This is a genomic window from Oleiphilus messinensis (assembly GCF_002162375.1).
In the GTDB taxonomy this organism is placed as follows: Bacteria; Pseudomonadota; Gammaproteobacteria; order Pseudomonadales; family Oleiphilaceae; genus Oleiphilus; species Oleiphilus messinensis.
In genome coordinates, this window is record NZ_CP021425.1 from 2,161,681 (window position 1) to 2,186,885 (window position 25,205).

Sequence of the window (25,205 nt, forward strand, 5' to 3'; positions counted from 1 at the left end):
CTAATCCTTCGTAACTCGGTTGACTTCTTCCAGACTGGTAAGCCCCTGTACGGCCTTGAGAATCGCCGATTGCCGTAGATTATTGAATCCGCATTTCTGGGCCTCTGCCGCGATTTCCAATGAACTTGCTTCAGACATAATGAGTTGTGATATTGATGGTGTTACTCGCACTACTTCATAAATACCGACTCGCCCTTTGTAGCCGTCATTACACTTTTCACATCCTTTGGGTTTATAGAGCGCAAAGTCCGGGGTGAAATGTTCTTCCAGGAACCCTTCTTTTAACAGCGTCTCTTTCGGAATGTCCGCTTTTTCTTTGCAGTTGCTACACAAGCGCCGGGCGAGACGCTGGGCAATGATCAAACTGACGGATGTGGCGATGTTAAAAGCCGGAACACCCATATTAAGCATACGAGTCAATGTTTCTGGAGCACTATTTGTGTGCAGGGTCGACAATACCATGTGGCCGGTTTGCGCAGCCTTGATTGCGATCGAAGCCGTTTCAAGGTCTCGAATCTCACCAACCATAACGACATCAGGGTCTTGCCTCAAAAAGGCTCGAAGTGCCTCGGCAAAACCCAATCCCACCTTCGTGCTTACATTAACTTGATTGATCCCTTCAAGGTTGATTTCCACAGGGTCTTCTGCGGTAGAAATATTTACCTCGGGGGTATTTAGAATATTGAGCCCGGTGTAGAGCGAGACGGTTTTGCCACTCCCTGTGGGGCCGGTGACCAGAATCATGCCTTGAGGTTGATGCAGAGCGGTAAGGTACATTTGTTTCTGTACCTCTTCATAGCCCAATGCATCAATTCCCATTTTGGCACTGCTTGGATCCAGTATCCGGAGAACGATTTTTTCACCCCACAGTGTCGGCAGAGTATTCACCCTGAAGTCGATGGCTTTCGTCTTGGAGAGTTTCATCTTAATCCGACCATCTTGCGGAACCCGTCGCTCTGAAATATCCAGTTGGGACATAACTTTCATACGCGCTGCAATTTTATTGGCTAGCTTTACATTAGGTCTGGAAACCTCATGCAAAATGCCATCTGTGCGGTATCGAACCCGATAAGCCTTTTCATAAGGTTCGAAGTGAATATCTGATGAGCCGCCTTTGATCGCGTCAAGCAACATCTTGTTGCAGAACTTAACAATTGGGGCATCATCTGCGTCTGACTTGGTAACATCTTGATCATCGTCATTCCCCTCATCAAGCTCAACACCGTCCAAGTCTGCATCATCAAGATTTGACATGGTGGTATCTTGGGCTTCGAGGAATCGCTCAATGGCGCTGGTCAACTTGTCATCTTCGACCAGTACCGCTTCAGTGCTTAATCCGGTGTGAAAGCGAATTTCATCAATTGCTTGGATATTAGTAGGGTCGGATACAGCAATGAACAAGCGGGTGCCTCTCTTAAATAAAGGCAACGCTTTGTGTTTGCGAATGATTTTTTCTTCAACCAGTTTTTCTGGCGTCACCTCCGTCAGAACGCTTTCCAGATCAAAAACAGGCATACCGAATTCGTGGCCGGCCGAGGTTGCTAGCGGACGAGCCTCTGCCAGGGAGTTTTGTACAAGAAAAGTGATAAACTGGATTTTGTTGTTGCTGGCCTGGACGAAGGCGTCTTTTGCGGACGCTTCATCCAGAATACCGTCATCAACAAATCGCCTGGCCAGACCGGTTAACACGATATTGGCAGAATTGGACATAATGAACTCTTAAATCTAAAGCGAAAATAATCTATTTTCAAAAGTTTAGAAGTTAGATGCTGAAATGGAAAATAATTACAGGGTGAATTTCTGTAAAAATGAAGGAACTGTGATTGAATTAGAAACCTTGAGCAAAAAAGGTCAGTCTGCGTGGTGACAAATTTTGTCACATTCTGACTGCGCGGGTCTTGCTCTCGGATGGTTCTACTTGGTCTAACGAATGCCTTTCTTTCTAACAGGCTGTTTTTACGATAAGAAATTAAATTTTCTTGAAAGTGGCATACCCTGTGCTAAATTGATTTCAAGGTTGGCGCGTAAGTGAACAGCCGTTAAAATAATCTGGAGGAACGATAAAATGAAAACAGTACAAAAAGGTTTTACCTTGATTGAATTGATGATTGTTGTGGCAATCATCGGTATTCTGGCAGCGGTGGCAATCCCTGCATACCAAGACTATATTGCTCGTTCACAAATGTCAGAAGCGGTTGGTTTGTTGAGTGGTGGTAAAACGCCGATGGCAGAATTTTATGCGGATAAAGGGCGTTGGCCTTCCGCTGCGGCTAGCGTCATGGGCACTTTGGAAGGGAAGTACGTTGGTTCGGTTGCAATTGGTTCCAGTACCGGCGCTACTATCGTATTGACTGCAACTATGAAAGGTTCTGACGTCGCTGCAGCTGTTGCGACTACAGTTCTTGCGATCGCTACTGAGGATGGCGGGAAGCAGTGGGATTGTGGTGAAACTGGTGTGTCGGCTACTGCGACCACTGTCGAGGCTAAGTATATCCCAGGTGCTTGTAAGTAAATTTCACATTTATTTGTTGTATAAAACCGGGCTTGCCCCGGTTTTTTTATTTCGCCAATTCAAAAATTCAATTCAGGAATGTAAACCTTGAGTCAGATTGGGATATCGATTGGGGGCGGATATAGGATTCATGATGGTTGGAAGTGGGGGGGGCTTATTGTCGTTCTCACGTTTCTTGGATTTTATCCTTTTATCGGACATGATTTTGTTTTTGATGACTTGATAAACTTGGAGCCCTTAACCCATACAAATTGGAGTTGGGGAGCACTTGAGCGTTTTATTAGTGAAAACCGAAGTGGTCCTACTCACCGACCGATAGCACTCTTTTCCTTTTGGCTTCAGCAGGAAAGTTGGCCGCATTTCGGCGGGCATTTCAAAGTAGTCAACGTTTTAATCCATGCGACTAACGGCGTATTTGTCTTTCTTTTGAGTCGCTTGTTTTTCGGTTATGGCCGTTTTGCACTCGAAAATAAGAAGCACGCAGACATCGCTGCGTTGTTTGCAGCACTGATTTGGTGTTTTCATCCAGGCAATGTTTCATCTGTTTTGTATGTTGTGCAACGGATGAATCTCCTCGCCGTGTGTTTCGGGTTGTGCGGACTTTATTTGTCAGTTCGCTTTCTCATAGTTAATACTCAAGGCCCTGGAAAATTTGGGGTGGTCTTGGGGCTTTTTGGTCTACTTGTATCCTGCTCACTGTTTAGTAAAGAAAACGGTGTTCTATTTATTTTCTTACTACCTGTTTGCTATTTTTTTCTATTGGATCGTCATATATACCATCGCACAATTTGTGCTTTAACTTTGTCTGCGGTACTGCTTTTTTTCTCCTTTTTGATCTACAGTGGTGGTGCGATATTGGATGGCTATCAATATAGACCATTTGATTTGAGTGAGCGTTTGATGTCGCAAACCCACATCTGGTTGACCTATCTGGGCTGGTTTGTATGGCCAGATTATCGGCAATTTCCTTTTTTTCACGATGATTATCAACTCATTCAGACTCCACTGGACACCCGATTCTTGATATCGCTGTTAGTTTGGTCTGTTTTAATAGGTTTGACACGTTGGTTCGCTTTATTGGGATTTACTTTATCCTGGTTTGCCGTATCACATGTTCTAGAGGGATCCTTGATTCCTCTAGAACTAATATTTGAACATCGAAACTATCTTGCAACAATTGGTTTAAGTATCGCATTGGTATGGTTTATTTTTCGGATAACACACCGTTTAAAACCTATATTCTTAGTAGCATCGGTAATATTACCTTTGACATTTTTCTGGGGGGCGAACTTCCTTGCTGTCGCGAATATGTGGAAGAACCTGGATTCTCAGTTGTCTTTCTGGTTGAGCCTCAAACCAAATTCCACTCGTGTTAAACTTGTCGCCGCGGTTCAACTTGGTAATCAAGGCCGAGTGCAGGAAGCTTTTGCTATCTATCGAGATCTGCACGAGTCGTCACCTGATTCGTTGGTGGGAATGATGTCGATTTTGGAGTTGCGTTGTGTGTGGCGAGACACGCCTTTTGATATCAATGAATTTAAATCCAGGGCGTTGATTGCTAACTTTGAAGCGGGTATTAATAACGTTTTGTATACTATTATCGAGAAAAAAGAAAAGAAACAGTGTCCGGCGATCTCCCTCACGGAATTCTGGATTGTCACGCAAATGCTAAGAGATAATCCGAAGCTCGCACCGATTAGAACAAATTTAAACCGTCTACAAGCAAGAGCGTGTTTGCTAGCTCAAGACTTTGGGTGCTACATGAAATTGCTGGAAGCTGCTTATTTGGCCGAAGGGCAGTTATCAGACAAGCAGAATTTATTACTCGTTTATGACGCTGCCCACGGTAGCAAGAAAACAAATGAATATGAACTAAAATTGGATATGGCGCTAAAAAATGGGGAGAGAAATGTCACTATCAGTCGTGATTCCAGCAAAGAATGAAGCTCCAGCTTTAGTGGGGGTACTCGCTGGAATCAAAGATGCTTACCCCGAAGCAGAGATAATTGTTGTCAATGATGGTTCTACTGATAATACGAGTAAGATATGTGCTGATGCAGAGGTTGTCGAAGTTGTTCACCCCTATTCAAAGGGGAATGGCGCTGCGATCAAGAGCGGTGCCCGCAGAGCAACAGGCGACACTATCGTTTTTATGGATGGTGATGGCCAGCATAAACCTGAAGATATTCGTCGATTGCTGGCAAAAATGGATGAAGGTTATGACATGGTTGTCGGAGCGCGAGGGAGCAAATCACAAGCGAGCTTAGGGCGCTTGGCAGCAAACTCGCTTTATAACACTTTGGCATCCTGGATGGTTGGTCATCAAGTCCAGGATCTTACATCGGGCTTTCGAGCAGTTCGTGCCGCTTACTTTAAGCAGTTTTTGCATATGTTGCCTAATGGTTTCTCCTATCCGACGACCATAACGATGAGTTTTTTTCGGGCGGGGTACTCTGTAGCTTATATACCGATTGAGGCACCCAAGCGAATCGGTAAGAGCCATATCAATCTTGCTCGTGACGGTGTCCGCTTCTTGTTAATTATTTTTAAAATTGGCACCTTGTATTCACCCCTAAAGCTGTTCGCGCCCATTAGCCTATTGTTTTTCATGGTTGGTTTGTCCTATTACTTTTACACTTTTTTCTCATTCGGACGATTTACCAATATGTCCGCACTCTTATTTTCAACTTCGGTAATTATATTTTTAATGGGATTGGTCTCAGAGCAAATTACGGCATTGGCGTTTGCGAGTCGTGGTGGGCCTCGTGCTACCGATGTTTTGGATTCTGGTCACCAATTGGATTCTTCCGAAAAAACAAAAGTAAATTCTTGTAATTTGAAAAATGACAACTTATGAAGGGCTATCCTAGTTGTTATTAAAACGCGACTAGTGTTCTGGTATAGAGATAGCTTTGTTTTGGGTCGTCCTTATTTAGCGCGCTCTGAACCCGTAATTTCCTGGGGGGCTATATCCTTGTTAGAAATTGAGTTGTAGTCGCAAGCTCGTAACTTCCAAGGCAAATAAGTTGGTACATATAAATTGCAGGTTTCATTCAGGCAGTAGAATTCGCAGTGAGCGCACGGAAAGTTGAGTTCTGCTCGACATTAAACACCATTTGTCTAAGCTTTAGGTTTCTCTTCTAAATTATTGTTCTGCCTCCTGCATTGATGTTGAATAGGCTCAGTGGAATGATGAGAAAAAGGGTTACACGTAACGAAGACAAAATCGCATAGAGACATGATTGTTTCAATGGAAAAAATATTAGTTGTTATAGGAACCCGGCCTGAGGCCATTAAAATGGCTCCGCTGATAAAAAAATTTCAGAAAATAGAAAGAGTTGATGTCAAATTGTGTGTTACAGGGCAACATCGTGAGATGTTGGACCAAGTGCTTTCCTTGTTTTCGATCACGCCAGATTTTGATCTCAATATCATGAGAGGAGGTCAGGATTTAACAGACGTTACTGTCTCTGTACTTGCTGGGCTTAAAGATGTTTTTCGCCAGTTTACTCCGCAGCTGGTCTTAGTTCATGGCGATACCTCTACGACGTTCGTTGCGAGTTTGGCATCGTTTTATCATAAGATCCCTGTTGCCCATGTTGAAGCGGGCTTACGTACAGGTGACCTCTATTCGCCATGGCCAGAAGAGGCGAATCGAAAATTAACAGGAAGCTTGGCTCAATTTCATTTTGCGCCTACCCTGTCAGCCAGGGATAGTTTGTTGCGAGAGAATGTCGACCCTGAGTCAATATACGTAACAGGTAATACAGTGATAGATGCTTTGGAGTATACCAAGGGTATTTTAGAAACAGATAGTTCATGCTTACGGAAAGTGAAGGAAAAGTTTTCATTTCTTCGAGATGAGGCTTTAATGATACTCGTCACAGGGCATAGAAGAGAAAGTTTTGGGGCTGGGTTTGAGCAAATTTGTATGGCTCTTTCAAATTTGGCACGAAATAATCGCGATTTACAAATCGTATATCCAGTGCATTTGAATCCGAACGTAAAAAAACCAGTATATGATTATCTGAGCAATATAGAAAATATTTTTCTAATTGAACCTCAAGAATACCTCTCTTTTGTGTATCTAATGATGCGTTCCTATATCATTTTAACTGACTCTGGAGGTATTCAAGAAGAAGGCCCGTCGCTTGGAAAGCCTGTGTTGGTTATGAGAAATACGACGGAAAGGCCTGAAGCTGTTGAGGCTGGAACCGCTAGACTCGTGGGGACTAATGCCGAATTGATTGTTGAACAAGTGACTTTACTGATCGGAAACAAAAATAACTATGAACAAATGAGTCTAGCCCACAACCCCTATGGAGATGGGCTAGCGAGTCAGCGCATTGTGGATATCTTATCAAGATAATACGTTGATTGGAGGGGGGTAATAAGTAAGAGATCCATATTTAATTAAAGAAAAGTTCGGTCATCGCTCTTTTGGTACAGGTCAGCTTTGATGAATGTGTTAGTACTCTGTAAACGTTATTATACGAACAAAGATCTAATTTTAGATTTATTCGGAAGAAATTTCGAGTTGCCAAGGGCTTTGGCTGCGCGCGGGCATAGTGTTTTAGTAATAGCATTGGATTACAAAGGCAAGAGAATGGTGGAGCGGGAGGTTGATGGTGTCCACTTGATTTCTCTGCCACTGATCAGCTTCTCGGTATTTGGGGGAGGGAGAAAAGTTTTCAAAGCTATGAAAGCGTTCTCACCAACCCATATTATTGGTAGTGGTGATAGTCATTTGGGCTTTATTGCCGTATATACTGCAAGGATGATGCGAGCATTTTCTGTGTTTGATGTTTATGACCATTATTTATCGTTTGGTAGCAATAGATTGCCTCTTATGAAGCGCATGTTCTATACAGCATCGAGAAAATCTGATCTCGTTCTCTGCGCTAGTAAGAATCTAGAGAAATTTTTGCGTCCATATAGTAACAACATATGTCTAATCGAAAACGGAGTCGATTCGCTGAGATTTAAACCTGAAAATCAAGCTCTCTGTCGGCGAAAACTTGGTCTTGATGTTTCTGCTGTTATCGTTGGGTATTTTGGTTCGATGGAACCAATGCGTGGCATTGAATATCTGATTGAGGCTTGTCAAGGGTTAATAGGAAAGCACTGCAGATTGAAGTTGTTAATGGCAGGTAAAAAATCAGATCAGTTGAGCCTGTCGCAATCATGGATAGACTACCGGGGGCAAGTTACTCAAGATGAAGTTGTAACAATGATTAATGCATGTGATGTTGTTGCAATTCCTTATTTATCCAATCCGTTGGTTGACTTTGGTAACTCATGCAAGATTGGAGAATACTTAGCTTGCCAGGTTCCAATCGTGACAACGAGCGTTGACAATCTTGTTGTTAATTTTCCAGAGGTATTGGAATCTCTCGCTGAGGCAGTATGTAGGCCTGGTAATACTAGTGAATTACTAAAAGTTATTGATTGGCAATTGCAAACCAAGCGAGTAGCAAAATGTCCTCCGCGGATATATTGGCCTTGGCTCGGTGAAAAATTAGAGTCTTCTTTATTGCGATTGAACTTGTAGCTTCCTTTATATTTGACAGGTTGGTTTGATTCGTTAATTTATTGTAAATGATAAGTGGGTGATGCTGTTGAAAGTGGTAATTCTAGCGGGTGGGTTTGGCACAAGAATAGGTGAAGAGACGGATATCCGACCGAAGCCGATGATAGAAATTGGTGGACACCCAATCCTTTGGCATATCATGAAATCCTATTCTCACTACGGGTTCAAAGACTTTATTATTCTTCTTGGTTACAAGGGGTTTCATATTAAGCAGTTCTTTGTTGATTATTATATGTTCAATAGCGATATTGCTATCGATATGTCCAATAATAGCATGGATGTTTTAAACAATAAGGCCGAAGATTGGAAGGTTACATTAATTGATACAGGTCTCGAGACACAGACTGGAGGTAGGGTCCTACGAGCGAAACCTTATATTGGTGATGAGACTTTCATGCTGACCTATGGTGACGGGGTCTCAGATATCAATATTGAAGCGTTGGTTGATTTTCATAAACAACATAATAAGTTGTTGACAATGACCTCTGTCCAACCGGAAGGCCGTTTTGGTGCAATAGATTTTGATTCTGACGGGGCTGTTAAAGAGTTTCGAGAAAAACCGCCGGGAGATAATACCTGGATTAATGCTGGTTATATGGTGTGCGACCCGGGAATTTTTGATTATTTGGGCTCAGGCGATCAAACGGTGCTGGAGCGAGAACCCATGGAAAATATGGCAAAGATGGGGCAGGTGATGGCCTATCGCCATTCTGGATTTTGGAAATGTATGGATACTACGAGAGATAAGCGTTTGTTGAATGGTCTCTGGGATAGTGGGCAAGCTAAGTGGTGCAGTTGGTTGTGAGTATGCTGTTTGGCGATAGATATCGTGGAGCTCGAGTATTAATTACTGGCCACACAGGTTTCAAAGGGTCATGGTTGAGTCTTTGGCTGGATAAATTAGGTGCAACCATTAAAGGTATTTCTTTGAGTGGTTATTTTCCTAATAACCATTGGGAATTGTTGGACATAAGCTCAATTGAAGATTCACGTATTGATATACGTGATGCCCAATGTCTCAGTATGGCCATAAATGCCTTTAAACCAGATATTGTATTTCACTTGGCTGCACAGTCTTTAGTTCGGCAAAGTTATTCATCACCTTTGGATAGCTGGTCGACAAATGTCATGGGTACAGCAAATTTACTTGAGGCCTGTAGAGGTTGCACCTCTGTAAAAGCGATAATCGTGGTAACGACAGATAAGTGCTACGAGAATAAAGAATGGGTTTGGGGTTATAGAGAGACTGACGCATTGGGAGGGTACGACCCTTACAGTGCTTCAAAAGCGGCTGCGGAAATACTTGTATCTAGCTACAGGCGCTCTTTTTTTGGGTCGATAGGTTCGCCAATGGTGGCAACAGCTCGTGCTGGTAATGTTATTGGTGGAGGCGATTGGTCTGATGATCGGCTTATACCCGATGTGGTGCGTTGTGCATTGCGAGGTGCACCTGCAACAATTAGATCGCCGAATTCGATTCGTCCATGGCAGCATGTGTTGGAATCTCTTTCCGGTTATTTGTTGCTTGGAGAACGGCTACTTGAAGGTAATTCAGACTATGCTGATGCGTGGAACTTTGGTCCGGTTAATGAAGGCCATTATCGGGTAGAAGACGTTTTGAAAATTATGAAAAAAACTTGGTCAGACATTGAGTGGTTGAGCTCAAGTGGGGATGGTCTCCATGAGTCAGTTGCTCTACAGTTAGATAGCGCTAAAGCGAGACAAAAACTCAATTGGCGGCCTGTATGGAGTATTCAAAAAGGAATAGATCAAACTGCTGGTTGGTATAAGGCATGGCAGTTAAGTAATGAGGCCATTTCGCGAATACAGCTCGATGAATATATACAGTCTGCTGTTGAAGAGAAGCTTGTGTGGTGTAGTTAATGAAAGTGGAAGAAACGTATTTAAAGGGCGTTTTTGTCGTAGAAACGAGTCCTCTGATTGATACCAGAGGTAGTTTTGAGCGTTTTTTTTGTGATAGAGAGTTGGATCCATACTTAGTGGGGGAGCAGCCCATTAATCAGATCAACTACTCCGTGAATACTCAAAAAGGAACAATCAGAGGTATTCACTATCAAACCGCTCCTCATGCTGAAACGAAAATGGTTCGGTGTGTTAAAGGGCGAGTCTGGGACGTGGCTGTCGACCTGAGATACAGATCGCCAACGTTCCTGAAGTGGTATGCGATAGAATTGTCTCCTTCAAGTCATAATATGGTGATCATACCTAAAGGGGTTGCTCACGGCTATCAGACAATTGAGGAAGATAGTCATTTACTTTATTTGCATACAGCACATTACAACTCCGATGCTCAAGCGGGTCTGGCATGGAATGACCCTGAGTTAAAAATCACCTGGCCTCTCCCCTCAGAAGCTTTATCTGATCGAGATAAACGGCATCGGTTTATAAGTGAAGATTTTATTGGAGTTGAACTTTGAAATGTCGCCACTGTTCCAATACACTTATTAAAACTTGGTTAGACTTGGGCTACTCTCCTCCTTCCAATGCCTACCTGTCTGAAGATTCCTTATTGTTCCCCGAAACGCATTTTCCACTTCGACTATATGTGTGTGATAGGTGTTGGTTGGTTCAAACGGAGGATTATGCTAGTGAGAAAGAACTATTTTCCTCTGATTATGCATACTTTTCTTCGTATTCTCAAAGTTGGTTAGAACACGCTTCTGTTTTTTGTGAAGATATAATTAAACGTTTATCTTTAGGGGGCAGGTCTCTCGTGGTAGAAGTCGCTTCGAATGATGGCTATCTATTGAAGAACATGCTCAATGCGGGGATACCATGTTTAGGTATAGAACCGACAGATAGTACTGCATCTGTAGCTGAGTCTAAAGGTATTCCTGTAATTCGAAAGTTTTTTGGAACGGATTTGGCTGAATCTCTTGTACATATGGGAAAAGCTGCTGACCTGATTGTCTGCAATAATGTTCTGGCTCATGTCCCTGATATTAATGACTTTGCTAAAGGCTTGAAAATTGCACTTAAGAGTGAAGGAACGATAACGCTTGAGTTCCCACATTTGTTACAGCTGATTAAACACTGTCAGTTTGACACGGTATATCATGAGCACTACTCCTATCTTTCTCTCAATGTGGTCGAAACCGTTTTTAAAGCAGTTGGCCTCAAAGTGTTTGATGTAGACGAGCTTGATACTCATGGGGGGAGTTTGCGCGTATTTGCTTGCCATGAAGAAGATCAAAGAAGTTTAAGCGATAACAGGCTCAGAATTCTGAAGGAAGAAGAAGAGTTTGGTTTACTTTCTTCTCAAGCCTTCTCAGACTTTCAAGAAAGAGTACTCGAAATAAAGTTAAATTTAGTGGGATTCTTAGTTCAACAAAAAAAAGATGGTAAGCGAATAGCAGCATATGGGGCAGCAGCGAAGGGTAATACACTTTTAAACTATTGTGGTATCCATTCTGATTTGATTTCTTACGTCGTGGATGCTTCACCGTATAAACAAGGCCTTTATATGCCGGGATCACACCTCCCGATAGTTGATGAGCAAGTGTTACGTGATGATAAACCTGACTACGTTTTAGTATTGCCATGGAATTTAGTCAACGAAATCGTGGTGCAGCTGGACTATGTGAGGGAGTGGGGCGGAAGACTGCTGAGAGCCGTTCCGAGACTAGAGATGATGTGAACATAGTGTGAAATTTATGATGAAGATTGCTTACACAAAACCTTCGATAACCAGTCTCGAAATCAGTTATGTAGAAGACGCAATTAGAAATGGTTGGGGGGCGTCATGTTATGATTATATTCACAAATTTGAGAAATCCTTCAAAGATCATCTGGGGGTTGACTATGCAATAGCGACTTCGAGCTGCACTGGAGCGCTTCATATGGGGTTGGCCGCTCTCGGCATAGGTAGGGGGGATGAGGTAATACTGGCTGATACAAATTGGATTGCCTCGGTTGCCCCAGTAGTGCATTTGGGAGCAACGCCTGTCTTTGTAGATATATTGGAAGATACATGGTGTATAGACCCCCGTCAGATTGAGGCCGCAGTCACAAAGGATACTAAAGCAATAATTGCTGTGCATCTGTACGGGAATTTGTGTGATATGAATCAGATCCTGAGAATCGCCGATAAGTATGATTTGGCGGTGATTGAGGACTCAGCAGAGGCGATAGGGTCAAGCTATTTTGGTAACAGCGCTGGCAGCATAGGTGATTTCGGCGTATTTTCATTTCATGGCACAAAGACAATGACCACTGGTGAAGGGGGAATGTTTGTTACCAATGACCAAGCTCTATTTGATAAGGTGTTGACGTTTTCTAACCATGGAAGATCCTCTATTGAGAGTAGGCAGTTTTGGGCGGAGTCAATCGGGTATAAGTATAAAATATCAAACATTCAAGCAGCTCTTGGTTGTGCTCAAGCGGAAAGGCTTGAGGAGCTAGTGCAAAGGAAAAAGCAGATTTTTACTTATTATTACGACAATCTACATTCGCTTGAAGGCATAACATTGAATCCCAAAAAGTATGGTTGTGAAAGCGGCTATTGGATGCCGAATATTGTATTTGATCAAAAATTGGGTATTTCCCGAGAATTACTTATTCGGACATTTCAACAAAACGATATTGATGCCAGGGTATTTTTTTGGCCGCTCTCGGCGTTGGATGTCTTTAACAGCAAAAACAATACACCAAATGCTTACTCTATTAGTGCTCGGGCCTGTAATTTGCCCAGCTACCATGATATTACATTTTCAGAGCAAGACAGAGTGGTTGATGTTATCCGATCATTGTTGTAGTCGGTTGTTAAAGCTACTAAAGAGTTCTCCTATTACGATCACCAAGGAATATATAAGGCATGGTGAATGGTCAGATTTTAGGGCAAATTTATTAAGGTAGGCGGTATTGTTTCGCGACGGAGTTGGTCGATGTGAATTGCTTATTTTATTTGTGTAAAAGTGACTGCGTTAAAAAAAGTAATCAAACTTAGCTGAACTAATTAATATTCGTGATTTAGTCATGATCAGGAAATGCCGAGAGGTAACCAATAGGATTAAAATAAAGAGGCCTTCTAATGAATGTCAACAGCGGTTCGATAGTTTTTGTTGGGGCAGCAAATCCCGAAACAATCAGGATGATCCTAGCGGTGCAAACTGCTACACCTAATTTCAGGGTCTATGGTTTCATAGATAACGACCCTGACAAGAAGGGTACAGAGTTTTATGGATACCCTATTTTTGGGGGAGTTGAGTGTGTACCTAGGTTGGTGGAACTTGGTATTCAATTTGTTAATCTAATCACTGGTGATTTACAGTCCCGGTTTTCGGTTAGTCGCGAGATCGCTAGACTGGGGGGGAAATTCACCAATTTTGTACACCCGAATGTCAACCTAACAATGACTGATATTGGCGTGGGCAACTATATTCAGGAAAGTGTAATCGTTCAAGCTGGGGTTTCAATTGGCGATAATGCCAGCATTCATATGGGGAGCTTGATCGGTCATGAATCCTCAATCGGTAATTCTGTATTTTTAGCTCATGCTGTAAGTGTGTCTGGGTGCTGTGAGATCGGGGACGGGTGCTTTATAGGAACAAACGCGACAATACTCCCCAGGATTACAATTGGAAAGTGGTCAACAATCGGTGCTGGTGCTGTTGTTACCAAGAGTATTCCAGACTACAGTGTAGTTGTGGGAAACCCGGGGAAGATTATAAAAACAAATAATCAAGTGTTTGATGGTGGAGATATTTTTAGTGAGTGACGTTAAACCTTTGATCCAGTTTCGTCAAGAGTGTAAAGCTAATATCGAGAAAATGGGGCAAGATGAAGAACTGCGCCAACGCTCCTTAGATTGGAATATCCGTACCGCACAGTATAAATATACTTATAATTTTAATGTGTTAGGTAGACCAATAATTCAATTTCCTCAGGACATAGTTCAATTACAAGAAGTGGTATGGTCCGTTAAGCCAGATCTGATTATTGAGACTGGAATTGCACATGGTGGGTCTCTAATCTTAAGTGCAGCAATGCTATCTATGTTGGATTATTGTGAAGCTGTGGAGCAGGGCTGTGTGCTTGATCCTAATGAGTCAAATCGACGTGTTTTGGGGATAGATATAGAAATTCGCCCTCACAATTTAAAAGCGATTGAAGAGCATCCTCTACACCACAAAATTGATATGTTACAAGGATCCTCTATAGATACCGATATAATCAATCGCGTTCACGAGTATGCTTCTAAATACGAGAGAGTTTTGGTAATACTTGACTCTAATCATACTCATGAGCACGTACTGGAGGAGCTAAGAGCGTATGCACCTTTAACTACAAAAGGGAGTTATTGCATTGTTTTTGACACCGTGGTTGAGGACCTTCCTGATAGCCTTTTTCCTGATCGTCCTTGGGGGCAAGGTAACAATCCAAAAACTGCTGTAATGCAATACTTAGATGAGCTGAATGAAAAGGATATTCACTCTAAAGGTGGAATACCTCTTAAATTCGAAATAGATAAAACAGTCGAGCAAAAGCTGCTGATTACTGTAGCCCCGGATGGTTATTTGCGTCGAATTGAATAGCAGTAAGATATGTCAACGTTAAAAGTGAATGTCACGGCTAATTATATTGGTCAGATATGGACTTCTGTCGTGATGATAGCTTTTGTACCTTTGTACATGGAGATACTCGGTAGCGAAGCTTTTGGGTTAGTTGGCATAATGCTTAGCTTACAAGCAATTTCTCAGTTGTTTGATTTTGGTCTGGGAGGTGCTGTCAATCGAGAAATATCCATTCGAGTAAATCGGAAGGCGTCTTGCCAGTCAATTAGCACCTTAGTGAGAACTATTGAATGGGTTGTTTGGCCCATGTCAATAATTATCGGTACCCTAATTTTCATGTGCAGTGGTTGGCTTGCTGAAGTATGGCTTCATGGAAAATCCTTCTCTGATAGTGAAATAGGAAATGCACTAACAATCATTGGGATTGTCGTTGCTTGTTTTTGGCCAAGTAATTTTTATTCTAATTGCCTGTCTGGGCTTGAACTACAACCTTTACTAAACCTAATTATTGCCGTTAGTACTACAGTTAGATGTGTGGGTGTTCTGCCCTGTCTTTACTCGATCGAGCCGTCAATTACTGTTTTTTTATGGTGGAATGCCATTATAGGTATAGTTCAGACGTTAGTTTTAATGTGTGCCGTCTGGTGGAAGTTGCCAAAGATTGCAAGTGGTAGATCTTTTCAGTTTGATGAGATAAAACTAATTTCGAACTTTGCAGCAGGGGTGTTCCTTATTACTCTGTTAGCGTTGATGTTAACCCAGATTGACCGACTTATGTTGGCTGGGCTAACTTCATTAAGCGATCTGGGTCATTATACTATTGCAGTAAGTGTCTCGGCAGGAGTTGGGCGATTAATTTTGCCTATATTTAATGCACTCTATCCCAGGTTTAGTCGTCTAGTATCTTTACGTGACGGGGCCTCAATGCTTATTCTTTATAGGCAAGGTTGTCAGTTGGCTTCAGTGATTTTGTCGGTTATAGCCTCTGTACTCATTGTATTTTCTGAACAAATAATACTTCTGTGGACCGGTGATGCTCACTTATCTAATCAGGTAAAGGATATTGTCGCAATAATGGTTGCAGGGGTTGCGATAAACGGTCTGTTAAACATACCCTACGCTTATCAATTGGCTAATGGGTGGACTAATTTAAGTGTCCTCGCGAATGGTTTAAGTCTATTGTTTGCTGTGCCCTTTTGTTTTTGGGCGATATCTAATTATGGGATGTTGGGGGCTGCAAGTTTATCAGTTGTGTTAAATTTGGCTAATGTGTTTATTACATTGCCAATAATGCATTCGAGATTGATGCCTGGGAAATGGGGGCAGTGGTTCTTCAAAGACTCTTTGCCTGCTATTTTGGTTGCATTTTGTTCTTCAATCATTTGCCTAAATATAATACCTGAGATTACACGAGATCTAATTGGGTTCGTTTCGCTAGTTGTAACGTGTATTGTTGTTGGCATTTTAACAGGGCTCTCATCTTCAGTTGTTCGTCTATGGGTCGTGTCCTTTTTCTTAAATAGAAAGACTCTTGGTTAGTCTGTACTCATAGGTAGAACATTAAGCAAAAAAGCAGGGTAACTTGATGATATTAATATGGATTCATCCTGCAATAAGGTAGATTGTTAGTCGTCAAACACACTACCGACCCTAAAGCAGAATGAATCAGCGTAAATTTACCACATTTCTTGAAAAACTCACCCATTCCCTCAACCCAGAAAAAATTACTGAAATCGCTAAACAAGAAGATTTCTGTGTGCGGCAGAGACGAATTACGCCTTTTAATCTAGTCACATGCCTGGTTGCAGTGATGGCCTCGAGCACCATAGAAAGTGTGGCAGACATTCAGCGGCGGTACTGCGAGTGGTCGGAGAGCAATATCTCTTATCGGGCCTTTCACAATCAATTTTCGAAGCCCGAGTTTCCTGAGTTTATGCGCGAAGTACTGTCATCACTCCTCACAGATTGGTTGCAACCCTCTCTGGCTTTTCCAGAAGGCCACTCTTTTCATCAGTTCAAACAGATTCTGATTCAGGATGGCAGCTCGTTTGCTGTGAAGGACTCGTTGAAGAAATCGTTTCCTGGTCGTTTCAAAACCATCAGCCCTGCCGCTGTTGAACTTCAAGTGACCATGGATCTTCTAGCAGATCAGCCCTGTTCTATCTCGTTGACCCCCGATACCGCCAGCGAGCGGGACTACCTCCCTGAGCCCCAAACGCTATCCGGGTGTTTGTTGCTGCTTGACCGGGGGTACTTCGATCTGGAGTGGTTTCAGAACTTGCAGGATACTGGAGGGTTTTATATCGCGCGGTGTAAGAACAACATTAATCCAGTCGTCGAGGCTGCTTATCGAGAAGATGGAAAAATGCTGAAGCACGTGAAGGGAAAGCCGCTGAAAACAGTGCAAGGCAAGCTGTTCAAGCGACAACGTACGGAATTAATTGTTTCCTGGAAAAAAGGAAAGCACACAATCACCGCAAGATTGGTTGCTTGTTGGATCAAGCGGGAAAAGAAATTCTCCTGGCTGATAACCAACCTTCCTCAAGAGCAGTTTTCTCTGGACGAGGTGAGTGAGGCTTACCGGCTTCGCTGGCAAATCGAGTTGTTATTCAAAGAGTGGAAATCCTATGCCAATCTACGGTGCTTTGATACCGGCAAGGAATCAATAGCAACCGGGCTAATCTGGGCGGCGATTACGGCGGCACTCATGAAGCGTTTTATTTGCCACAGCGCACAACGCATACTCGGCAAAGTGCTATCCACTCGAAAAGCTGCGATGTGCTGCACAGTGACTTTTTGCGATACGATGCTCGGCATCATGCGCGTTGACCGAAAAGCAACTAAGCTCAATGCGCGCAAATTGATTAACTTTCTTGGGCGTTATGCTGGACGTGCTCACCCCAAAAGAGACTGTGATTCGGGTAAATTCAGTTTGGGTCTACAGCTCTGTTAGGTGGCTTAATGTTCTACCTATGAGTCTGTACTAGGTCGAACCAAATGTTCAAATTTTCTCTGGATGCTTTCTTTATCTGATATTATTTTTCTTTCTCCAGCTTGGTACGCTCTGGTATATAAATTCTGAGCGATTCTGTTTTGGCTACAGAGTCGTGCTATCACTTTTAATAAGACGCTCAGGGTTAATGTTCCGTACTCTTCACGCAATACGTTGGCTGCGTCTTTTGCGAAATCATTTCTTTTTTTTGCGATAGCATTTGCTCCTCGCCGAAACAACATTCTTTTTGCGTCATCGTGTAGGGTTTTCAGAATCTCCGCTCTTATCTCTGGAGAGTAATCCTTGGTAATGTGTTCGATATTTTTAAACATTTTTTTCCAGCCAGGCCAAAAAGATGAAAGAGGTTCAGTGCAGCTAAATGAATTTGGGTTGATTGTAAAGACTGCTGATGGGTGTTTCTCGACAATATATGAATGTTTTGCTGCGGCTTTGAGAACAAAGTCAAGATCTGAGGGGCCCAATGTCTCTTTGTCTGGGAGTCCGATACTGTCGAGTACTTCTTTCCTGAAAACAATACCTGTCCAGGTTGGAGACATGCCTTGCATTATGTGGAAAATACCGTGAGGAGGAGAGAACACTCCTTCATCTGGCCATCTATCTACTCTTGCATCCCAAATTAGTCCTTGTTCATCTACGTTGAGCGTAGTACCCGCCCAAAAGATAGCATTCGGGTGCATCTCTAGAGCGTTGATGGCCCTGCGGTAGAAATCTGGCAGAAGGTAGTCGTCATCAGAGAGTAGTGAAAAATAAGGGGTCGTAACACTTTTCAGCCCATATTCAAAATTCAACGCAGCACCGATATTTCTGTCATGAATATGGTAATTTATTGACGGCGAGTGTTCGCAAAGTGCGTTTACTACGTCTTTCGTTTCGTCCCCGGAGTGATTGTCATAAACACTAACGATTAAACCATCTATGTTTTGACCTAGAGCGCTCAGAATCGACCTTTTCAATGTTTGAGGGCGTCTGTATGTTGGAATTACAGTTGTAATAATCTTGGGAGTAGTTGATTTCAACTTATAAAGCCTCTTAGGTAACTTTCTTCTACCATATCTTATTGGACGACAGTGTTTGAATCCACCTAAGGAGAGTAGGCCCTTGAGTTTTCATTCATCTGTTGCCCATCGGATCATCTCTTTACAGCGTTAGAATTTATTTGGAGGATCAGAAAAAACAGACTGAGTCACCGATAGTCAGTTCCAATTATCTTGTTCTAGATGCAGTTAGTTTGCCTTTAACTCTGGCGTAAACGTAATATTCTGCTAATTTTAGGGGGGGGCGGAACGACAGTTTTTTTCGACTCTAAACTGTCTTCGTGTTTTATGATCAATTTGTTATTTTCCAGTTATTGCCCTTGCTAAAAAGTGGAGAATTGACCAGGGAAATTTTCCAATCAAGGAGTTCTACCTCTTGCAGTCAAACATAGTACCCTTTCATCAAAAATACGCATCTATTTTAATCATGTTCTTACTGTCAGTTTTAGCCTGTATATTGGTATTAAAGCTGACACCTTTTGGTATCGCAATTAGTCCTGACTCTGTCTCTTACCTGGATGCTGCGCGTAATATTCACTTGGGGCATGGGATTGTGAGTACAGGTTTTCTCATCGGTGGGCAAACATTTGAGCCTTTCACGGTTTGGCCTCCATTGTATCCTATACTTCTAGCAGTGTTTCCTGGGATTGAAAATAACCCGTCCTTTGCCGCAGTTCAAGCTATGATGCTAACGTTGGCTTTGAGCGGGATATTCATGTTTTTATTGCTTCGTGCGCGAATAGGTCGTGTTTTAGCTGCTCTGGCGGTGATCACTTTTTATGTATCTTCTGCCAATCTAATTATTTCTACTTATGCATGGAGCGAGTCCCTCTTTGTTTGTTTGTTGCTGGGGGCGATCTATTTTGGATCACAGGCTGTTCGCTTGGCTGAGCAGCCGTCCAGATTAAAATTACTTGGTGTGTTATTGCTGCTGGCAATGTTTTTAGCGGGACTGTTTTACACCCGATATATTGGCATCGTGTTTGGCTTCTTGATTCCGCTTACATGGTTGCTTTCTGCAAATCGAAAGAACACTTTCCACATTTATCTAGTTTCGGGGATCTTCTACAGTGCTTTGGTTGTTGCGTGGTTGATTCGTAACCATTTACTGGGGGATATTACAGGGGGAGATGTTGGTCACAAGGCGAGACAATCATCCGACCTATCTCTTTTTGATAACTTTGACGCAGTGTTTGATTCACTATTATTGCTATTCCCAAATCAAAGTTGGGGAGTACTCGCAGCTTTATTCATTTCGGTTTTAAGTGTAATTGTGATTCGACGTGGACTAAATGCAGGTGAAAAGCAAATTATCCGGATTGAAGACAAAAACCTGACTTACCTTCAGTATGCACTGGGAGCGGCATTTCTGGTCTATTTAATTGCACTGATCGTATTGCGCTCGGTGACAAACTTCGAGGCGATTCGTATCAGATACATTGCTTTGGTGTCACCTTGCTTAATCGCGGTATTGTATATCGTTATATACAGACTAATTGTACGAATAGATACAACACGTTACGCCCAGTTGCTGCTTGTACCTGTTATCGCAACTTTAGTCTTGGTTTGGATTCAAGGGGGTCTGGTGTTTAAGCATGGCTCTCAAAATTGGCAAGAAGCTGGAACTCCGAATTACCCGTTAACAAGAAATTCTCCAGCTATGTACAGCCATCTCGCATCCCCCTTGTATGTGCGTTATTTCAAGCACATTATAACGACGTTAGAATTGCGCGCCGATGATACGGTGGTGCTTCAAAACCCCAAATTATTCCATTTTCTGACGGGGGTTGATGCCAAGAAAATACCGTCGAAGCTAAATCGCGAGGCCGTGAATAAAATTAACGCTGATCTAAATGGTGGGTATTTAATTTTTGAGGGTGAGAATGCCGTTAAGTCGGCGATGAGTGCCTTAGACTTGTCGCCCGATTTTGTGCACCAAAACAAGCTGTACTCTGCGAATGCGCTCGCTCTCGATATTCCGATAGATATTACAAACGTCTCGAAGTAATCTGTGTGAGTACAATAAGAGAAAATTTACCATTAGTTGTTGACCTGGATGGTACATTAGCCAAGACAGATTTATTGGTCGAGTCGTGTTTTCAACTGTTGCGAGCCCAACCCCTGGTTTTGTTTATTCTGCCTGTCATACTTTTCATGCGTGGCAAGGCTGCGCTTAAGGCATATATTGCTGAAAGAGTGACCTTGGATCCAGCCCTCATCCCTTATAACGAGGAGTTAGTTGCGTTTTTGCGCGAAGAAAAGGCTAAAGGCCGTTTCATTGTGCTTGCAACTGCTTCGAATTTTAAATTAGCCAGCTCGATAGCAGACTATTTCGATTTATTTGATGAAGTTTATGCTTCTACTGCCTCGGTTAATCTTTCTGGAGAGCAAAAACAAAGGAAACTGGTCGCTGTGTTCGGTGAAAATGCTTTCGCTTATGCCGGAAATGCTCATGCAGACAAGAAGGTCTGGCATTCGGCGAGCGAAGTCATTGTTGTTAATCCCGAAGTTGGTTTGATTCAGAGCTTACGTAAAAGTTATCGGATAGACCGATTGTTTGTCCAAGGGGTTGTTAAACAGCTAGAAATCTTGAAAGCATTGCGATGTCATCAGTGGGTTAAAAATTTATTAATTTTTATACCTTTATTCCTTTCCCATGAGTACCACGAGGCACTTAATTGGTTCAATGCAGTTCTCGCGTTTTTCACATTTTGCCTCTGCGCATCATCCGTATATCTTCTGAATGACTTAATTGACCTACCCGATGATCGAGTTCATCCAGACAAGTGTAAAAGACCCTTTGCATCGGGTTCGCTGTCTCCCGTATTAGGTGTTTTTTTGATACCAGTCCTTTTGCTATCTGCAGTTTTGATGGCAAGTTTGTTGTCAATGCAATTACTTGTGGTATTGCTGGGCTATTATGCGCTTACGGTAACTTACTCGTTTTTGCTCAAACGAAAAATGATTGCCGATGTTATCGCGCTAGCGCTCCTTTATACTTGCCGAATTGTCGCTGGGACTGTCGTCCTCAATGTGCCACACTCATTTTGGTTATTGGCATATTCGATGTTTATATTCCTTAGTTTAGCAATCATCAAGCGTTACGTTGAACTGAGAAAAAGCATGCAAAATACCGGTGGTAAAATTTCAGGAAGAGATTATCAGGTTTCAGATTTTGAACTATTGGCGTCTTTAGGCGGTAGCAGCGGTTATATTTCTGTGCTTGTAATCGCATTGTATCTTAATAGTCAGGAAGTTACCCGGCTTTACCAGAATCCACAATTATTATGGCTGATATGCCCGATATTGCTTTATTGGGTTAGTCGCACATGGCTAAAGGCGCACCGGGGTTTAGTGGCTTCGGATCCAATAATTTGGGCGCTGAAGGATAGAGTGAGTTATGTCGCTGGAGGTTTACTTTTAGTTATTGTTTTTTGGGCTAAGTGAGTGTGATCTAGTGAATCTTAGTGGTTGGGGGAGATTCCCTCGCATAGACGCAGACATGTATTCCTTTCGTTCAATGGATGAACTTGCATCCTTTGTGGTTGCATCAAAAGGCTTAATAGCTAGAGGAATGGGTCGATCCTATGGCGATTCTGCGCTCTCCAAAACTGTGGTATCGATGTGCAAATTCGATCGACTTATCGATTTTGACCCACTTCAAGGCATTCTAACCTGTGAGGCTGGGGTATCAGTTGCTGATATCGTTGATATTTTCGTCTCGCGAGGTTGGTTCTTGCCTGTAGTCCCGGGAACGAAATTTGTTTCCATAGGTGGAGCGGTCGCTTCAGATGTGCATGGTAAAAATCATCATAAAGATGGCTCGTTTGCCAATTGCATTTCCAGTTTTAAACTATTAATGGCGAATGGTGACATTGTTCAGTGTTCTCGGCAAGAGCGTGCCCCTCTGTTTTATGCGACGATCGGTGGAATGGGTCTGACCGGAATAATTCTACAGGTGACGCTGTTTCTTAAACGAATTCCGAGTGCCCATGTTCGGCAGCGAGTATTTAGAGCTGCCAATTTGAAAGAGGCGATGGGGATTTTCGAGGCTAATCTCAATGCCACTTACAGCGTGGCCTGGATTGATTGTTTAGCGAGAAGGGCAAATTCAGGTCGATCTTTAGTCATGTTTGGTGAACATGCTGGAGTTGAGGAATTACCTCTGGAGATGAGTAAAAAACCTTTACAACTTGTGCGCAAACGTAAAATTGATATCCCATTTGAGTTTCCTTCAGGGGCACTAAACCGGCACTCAGTTAAAGCGTTTAATTGGATTTATTATAATTTTTCTTCAAGACGGGCAGAGAGTTTGGTGGATTTGGAGACATTCTTCTTCCCCTTAGATTCACTCTTAAATTGGAACCGGATCTATGGCAAAAAGGGGTTTGTACAATACCAAGTAGCGTTCCCTTTGGCATCGAGCCGGGAAGGGCTGACCGAAATACTTAGCATTATCTCTCAAGCAGGACTAGGCTCTTTTCTCGCTGTTTTGAAGTATCTGGGTGGTGGCCGGGGAGGGCTTTCGTTTCCAATTAACGGTTATACGTTAGCGCTTGATTTACCTTACTTCAATACGTTACCCGGCTTGCTGGCTAAACTGGATGTTGTCACGCGTGAGTATGGGGGCCGTCTATACTTAACGAAAGACTCCCGAATGGCACAACAGTTGTTTGACGCAACCTATGGTGAGGCAGTTAATCATTTTCGCGCGTTAAGGCGTGAGATTGATCCTCAAAGCAAAATCTCCTCCCTTCAATCTATTCGGTTAGGTCTTTAATTATGTCTACTGTACTTATCCTAGGCGCTCGATCAGACATAGGGCTTGCGACTGCCCATCGTTTTGCCAAAGCGGGCTATGATGTTTTGCTCGCGGCTCGGAATGCTGCTGATTTGGAAAAAGATTGTGCAGATATACGAATTCGCTATTCAGTTGCTTCCAGTGTTCACGAATTTGATGTGCTTTCTCTCGAAACGCAACAAGTATTTGTCGATAAATTACCGATATTGCCTGATATCGTTGTATGTGCAGTTGGTTTAATGGTGGAACAGCAAGGGCTGGATGAAAGTTGTCTTCAGGCTCAATTAGTTCTGAAGACAAATTATCTCGGGCCGGTGGCTATTTTCAATTTGTTTGCTGAGTTGTTTGAGGCAAGAGGGAGTGGTTTGCTAATTGGTATTAGTTCTGTAGCCGGGGATCGTGGGCGAAAGAGCAACTATTTATATGGTTCCGCAAAGGCAGGTTTTACCGCTTATCTTTCAGGACTTCGAAACAAGCTTCATCAGAGTGGAGTTGGCGTAATGACTGTAAAACCTGGATTCGTTCGTACTGCTATGACGAAAGGTATGAAGTTACCTGGGTTGCTCACAGCAGAACCTCAGGAGGTCGCTGATGATATTTTCTCAGCTGTGCAGAAAAAACGCGATGTGGTTTATAGCAAATGGTTTTGGTTTTGGATCATGTTACTTATTCGCTGTATTCCGGAATTTGTCTTCAAGCGGTTATCGCTGTAGCCCTCTTCTCGATTGTCGTTATCGTTGAGTAAACAGGGTTTTTCAGTTAAACAATAGAAGGTGATTGTGTGAGTTTGAAAATTGCGTTACCTGGGGGAGCGGGCTTGGTTGGGCAGAATCTTATCGTTAGACTCAAGGCCCGGGGATATAACGACATAATTGTCATTGATAAGCATGCCGAGAATTTGGAGGTTCTAAGAGAGCTTCATCCTGACATTGTCGCAATCGAGGCAGATCTTGCTGAGAAAGGAATTTGGCAGAACCTATTACATGGTGTGGATGTCCTTGTCATGTTGCAGGCCCAAATAGGCGCCAAGGACTCCGATCCATTTTTTCGTAATAACATCCAAGCGACTAATTTAATATTAGAGTCTATTGATTCTGATAATCCGCCATACATAATTCACATTAGTTCTTCTGTTGTGGAATCTGTCGCCGATGACAACTACACAAACACCAAAAGAGAGCAAGAACGACTTGTTCGTGCATCAAAAGTTGCGTGTACTGTCTTGCGCCCAACCCTAATGTTTGGATGGTTTGATCGAAAACATTTTGGCTGGTTAGCCAGATTTATGAAGCGTGTTCCCGTTTTCCCAATTCCAGGCAGTGGCAGGTATATGCGTCAGCCACTTTATGTTTTAGATTTTTGTGATGTCATTATTGCCTGTATAGAACTTCGGCCAATGAACAAATGCTTCAATATAAGTGGATTTGAAAAGATTGATTATATCGATATCATCAAGTTGATTAAAAAATCAGTACGCGCCAAAACGGTTATTGTCCGAATACCGTATGCGTTCTTCCACAGACTATTGATGTTCTGGTCTTGGTTTGATTCTGATCCCCCTTTTACAGTGCAACAGCTTGAAGCTCTAGTCGCAGGTGATGAATTTGAAGTGATGCCATGGCCTAAGATATTCAACGTGAAGCCTACTTCCTTCGAGCAGGCGATTGAGGATACATTCAATCATTTGCCTTATAGTGATATTGAACTGAAATTTTGAGGTTG

The 25,205-nt window shown here is 42.7% G+C and carries 21 protein-coding genes; 19 read left to right on the forward strand and 2 right to left on the reverse strand.

The features are described from left to right. Positions 1 to 1,710, reverse strand: coding sequence for a type IV-A pilus assembly ATPase PilB (pilB, locus tag OLMES_RS09475; RefSeq protein WP_198343281.1), 1,710 nt, complete (start codon positions 1,708 to 1,710; stop codon positions 1 to 3). Positions 1,711 to 2,065: 355 nt separating this feature from the next. On the opposite strand from pilB, the gene OLMES_RS09480 reads away from it, so the two are divergent. The 14 genes from OLMES_RS09480 (at position 2,066) to OLMES_RS09545 (ending at position 17,588) form a co-directional block, all read left to right on the forward strand. Then, positions 2,066 to 2,512, forward strand: a complete 447-nt coding sequence (locus tag OLMES_RS09480; protein WP_087461043.1) for a pilin — start codon at positions 2,066 to 2,068, stop codon at positions 2,510 to 2,512. An 87-nt stretch (positions 2,513 to 2,599) separates the two neighbouring features. After that, a complete protein-coding gene (locus OLMES_RS09485; RefSeq protein WP_087461044.1) occupies positions 2,600 to 4,456 on the forward strand; it encodes a hypothetical protein in 1,857 nt (618 codons plus the stop codon). Next, positions 4,422 to 5,369, forward strand: coding sequence for a glycosyltransferase family 2 protein (locus tag OLMES_RS09490; protein ID WP_087461045.1), 948 nt, complete (start codon positions 4,422 to 4,424; stop codon positions 5,367 to 5,369). The genes OLMES_RS09485 and OLMES_RS09490 overlap by 35 nt, the downstream gene beginning before the upstream one ends. Positions 5,370 to 5,762: 393 nt before the next feature. After that, complete coding sequence (wecB, locus tag OLMES_RS09495) at positions 5,763 to 6,881, forward strand: non-hydrolyzing UDP-N-acetylglucosamine 2-epimerase (RefSeq protein WP_087464414.1); 1,119 nt, start codon at positions 5,763 to 5,765, stop codon at positions 6,879 to 6,881. 90 nt (positions 6,882 to 6,971) lie between these two features. Then, on the forward strand, positions 6,972 to 8,063 hold the full coding sequence (locus tag OLMES_RS09500; protein WP_087461046.1) for a glycosyltransferase family 4 protein: 1,092 nt from the start codon (positions 6,972 to 6,974) through the stop codon (positions 8,061 to 8,063). A 61-nt stretch (positions 8,064 to 8,124) separates the two neighbouring features. Then, positions 8,125 to 8,907, forward strand: coding sequence for a glucose-1-phosphate cytidylyltransferase (rfbF, locus tag OLMES_RS09505; protein ID WP_269767757.1), 783 nt, complete (start codon positions 8,125 to 8,127; stop codon positions 8,905 to 8,907). Between the two features lie 2 nt (positions 8,908 to 8,909). After that, a complete protein-coding gene (gene rfbG, locus OLMES_RS09510; RefSeq protein WP_087461047.1) occupies positions 8,910 to 9,986 on the forward strand; it encodes a CDP-glucose 4,6-dehydratase in 1,077 nt (358 codons plus the stop codon). Further along, on the forward strand, positions 9,986 to 10,540 hold the full coding sequence (locus tag OLMES_RS09515; RefSeq protein WP_087461048.1) for a dTDP-4-dehydrorhamnose 3,5-epimerase family protein: 555 nt from the start codon (positions 9,986 to 9,988) through the stop codon (positions 10,538 to 10,540). The genes rfbG and OLMES_RS09515 overlap by 1 nt, the downstream gene beginning before the upstream one ends. Beyond that, positions 10,537 to 11,760 (forward strand): class I SAM-dependent methyltransferase, encoded by a 1,224-nt coding sequence (locus OLMES_RS09520; protein WP_087461049.1) that lies wholly within the window; start codon positions 10,537 to 10,539, stop codon positions 11,758 to 11,760. Before OLMES_RS09515 ends, OLMES_RS09520 begins: the two co-directional genes overlap by 4 nt. Before the next feature lie 16 nt (positions 11,761 to 11,776). Next, entirely contained in the window at positions 11,777 to 12,877 is a 1,101-nt protein-coding gene (locus tag OLMES_RS09525) for a DegT/DnrJ/EryC1/StrS family aminotransferase (protein WP_087461050.1), read from the forward strand. A 275-nt stretch (positions 12,878 to 13,152) separates the two neighbouring features. Then, a complete protein-coding gene (locus OLMES_RS09530) occupies positions 13,153 to 13,839 on the forward strand; it encodes a NeuD/PglB/VioB family sugar acetyltransferase (protein WP_087461051.1) in 687 nt (228 codons plus the stop codon). Beyond that, the gene (locus tag OLMES_RS09535) at positions 13,832 to 14,656 is read left to right on the forward strand and encodes a cephalosporin hydroxylase family protein (RefSeq protein WP_232465306.1); all 825 of its coding nucleotides are present in this window, start codon (positions 13,832 to 13,834) and stop codon (positions 14,654 to 14,656) included. The genes OLMES_RS09530 and OLMES_RS09535 overlap by 8 nt, the downstream gene beginning before the upstream one ends. A gap of 9 nt (positions 14,657 to 14,665) precedes the next feature. Further along, positions 14,666 to 16,174 (forward strand): oligosaccharide flippase family protein, encoded by a 1,509-nt coding sequence (locus tag OLMES_RS09540; RefSeq protein WP_087461053.1) that lies wholly within the window; start codon positions 14,666 to 14,668, stop codon positions 16,172 to 16,174. 121 nt (positions 16,175 to 16,295) lie between these two features. Further along, positions 16,296 to 17,588 carry an IS4 family transposase gene (locus OLMES_RS09545; RefSeq protein WP_087459477.1) on the forward strand — a complete coding sequence of 431 codons (1,293 nt, stop codon included), beginning with the start codon at positions 16,296 to 16,298 and terminating at the stop codon, positions 17,586 to 17,588. A 17-nt stretch (positions 17,589 to 17,605) separates the two neighbouring features. Here OLMES_RS09545 and OLMES_RS09550 read toward each other — a convergent pair whose 3' ends face one another. After that, positions 17,606 to 18,664 carry a glycosyltransferase family 2 protein gene (locus OLMES_RS09550; RefSeq protein ID WP_157678235.1) on the reverse strand — a complete coding sequence of 353 codons (1,059 nt, stop codon included), beginning with the start codon at positions 18,662 to 18,664 and terminating at the stop codon, positions 17,606 to 17,608. 394 nt (positions 18,665 to 19,058) lie between these two features. Here OLMES_RS09550 and OLMES_RS09555 point away from each other — a divergent pair, with 394 nt between their 5' ends. The 5 genes from OLMES_RS09555 (at position 19,059) to OLMES_RS09575 (ending at position 25,200) form a co-directional block, all read left to right on the forward strand. After that, positions 19,059 to 20,690, forward strand: a complete 1,632-nt coding sequence (locus OLMES_RS09555; protein WP_087461055.1) for a hypothetical protein — start codon at positions 19,059 to 19,061, stop codon at positions 20,688 to 20,690. 5 nt (positions 20,691 to 20,695) lie between these two features. Beyond that, entirely contained in the window at positions 20,696 to 22,129 is a 1,434-nt protein-coding gene (locus OLMES_RS09560) for a UbiA family prenyltransferase (protein WP_198343283.1), read from the forward strand. Positions 22,130 to 22,202: 73 nt separating this feature from the next. Next, on the forward strand, positions 22,203 to 23,462 hold the full coding sequence (locus OLMES_RS09565; protein ID WP_157678236.1) for an FAD-binding oxidoreductase: 1,260 nt from the start codon (positions 22,203 to 22,205) through the stop codon (positions 23,460 to 23,462). Positions 23,463 to 23,464: 2 nt separating this feature from the next. Next, a complete protein-coding gene (locus tag OLMES_RS09570; RefSeq protein ID WP_198343284.1) occupies positions 23,465 to 24,196 on the forward strand; it encodes an SDR family oxidoreductase in 732 nt (243 codons plus the stop codon). A 68-nt stretch (positions 24,197 to 24,264) separates the two neighbouring features. After that, positions 24,265 to 25,200: an NAD-dependent epimerase/dehydratase family protein gene (locus tag OLMES_RS09575; protein WP_198343285.1), complete on the forward strand. Its 936-nt coding sequence runs from the start codon at positions 24,265 to 24,267 to the stop codon at positions 25,198 to 25,200. Positions 25,201 to 25,205: the final 5 nt, after the last annotated feature.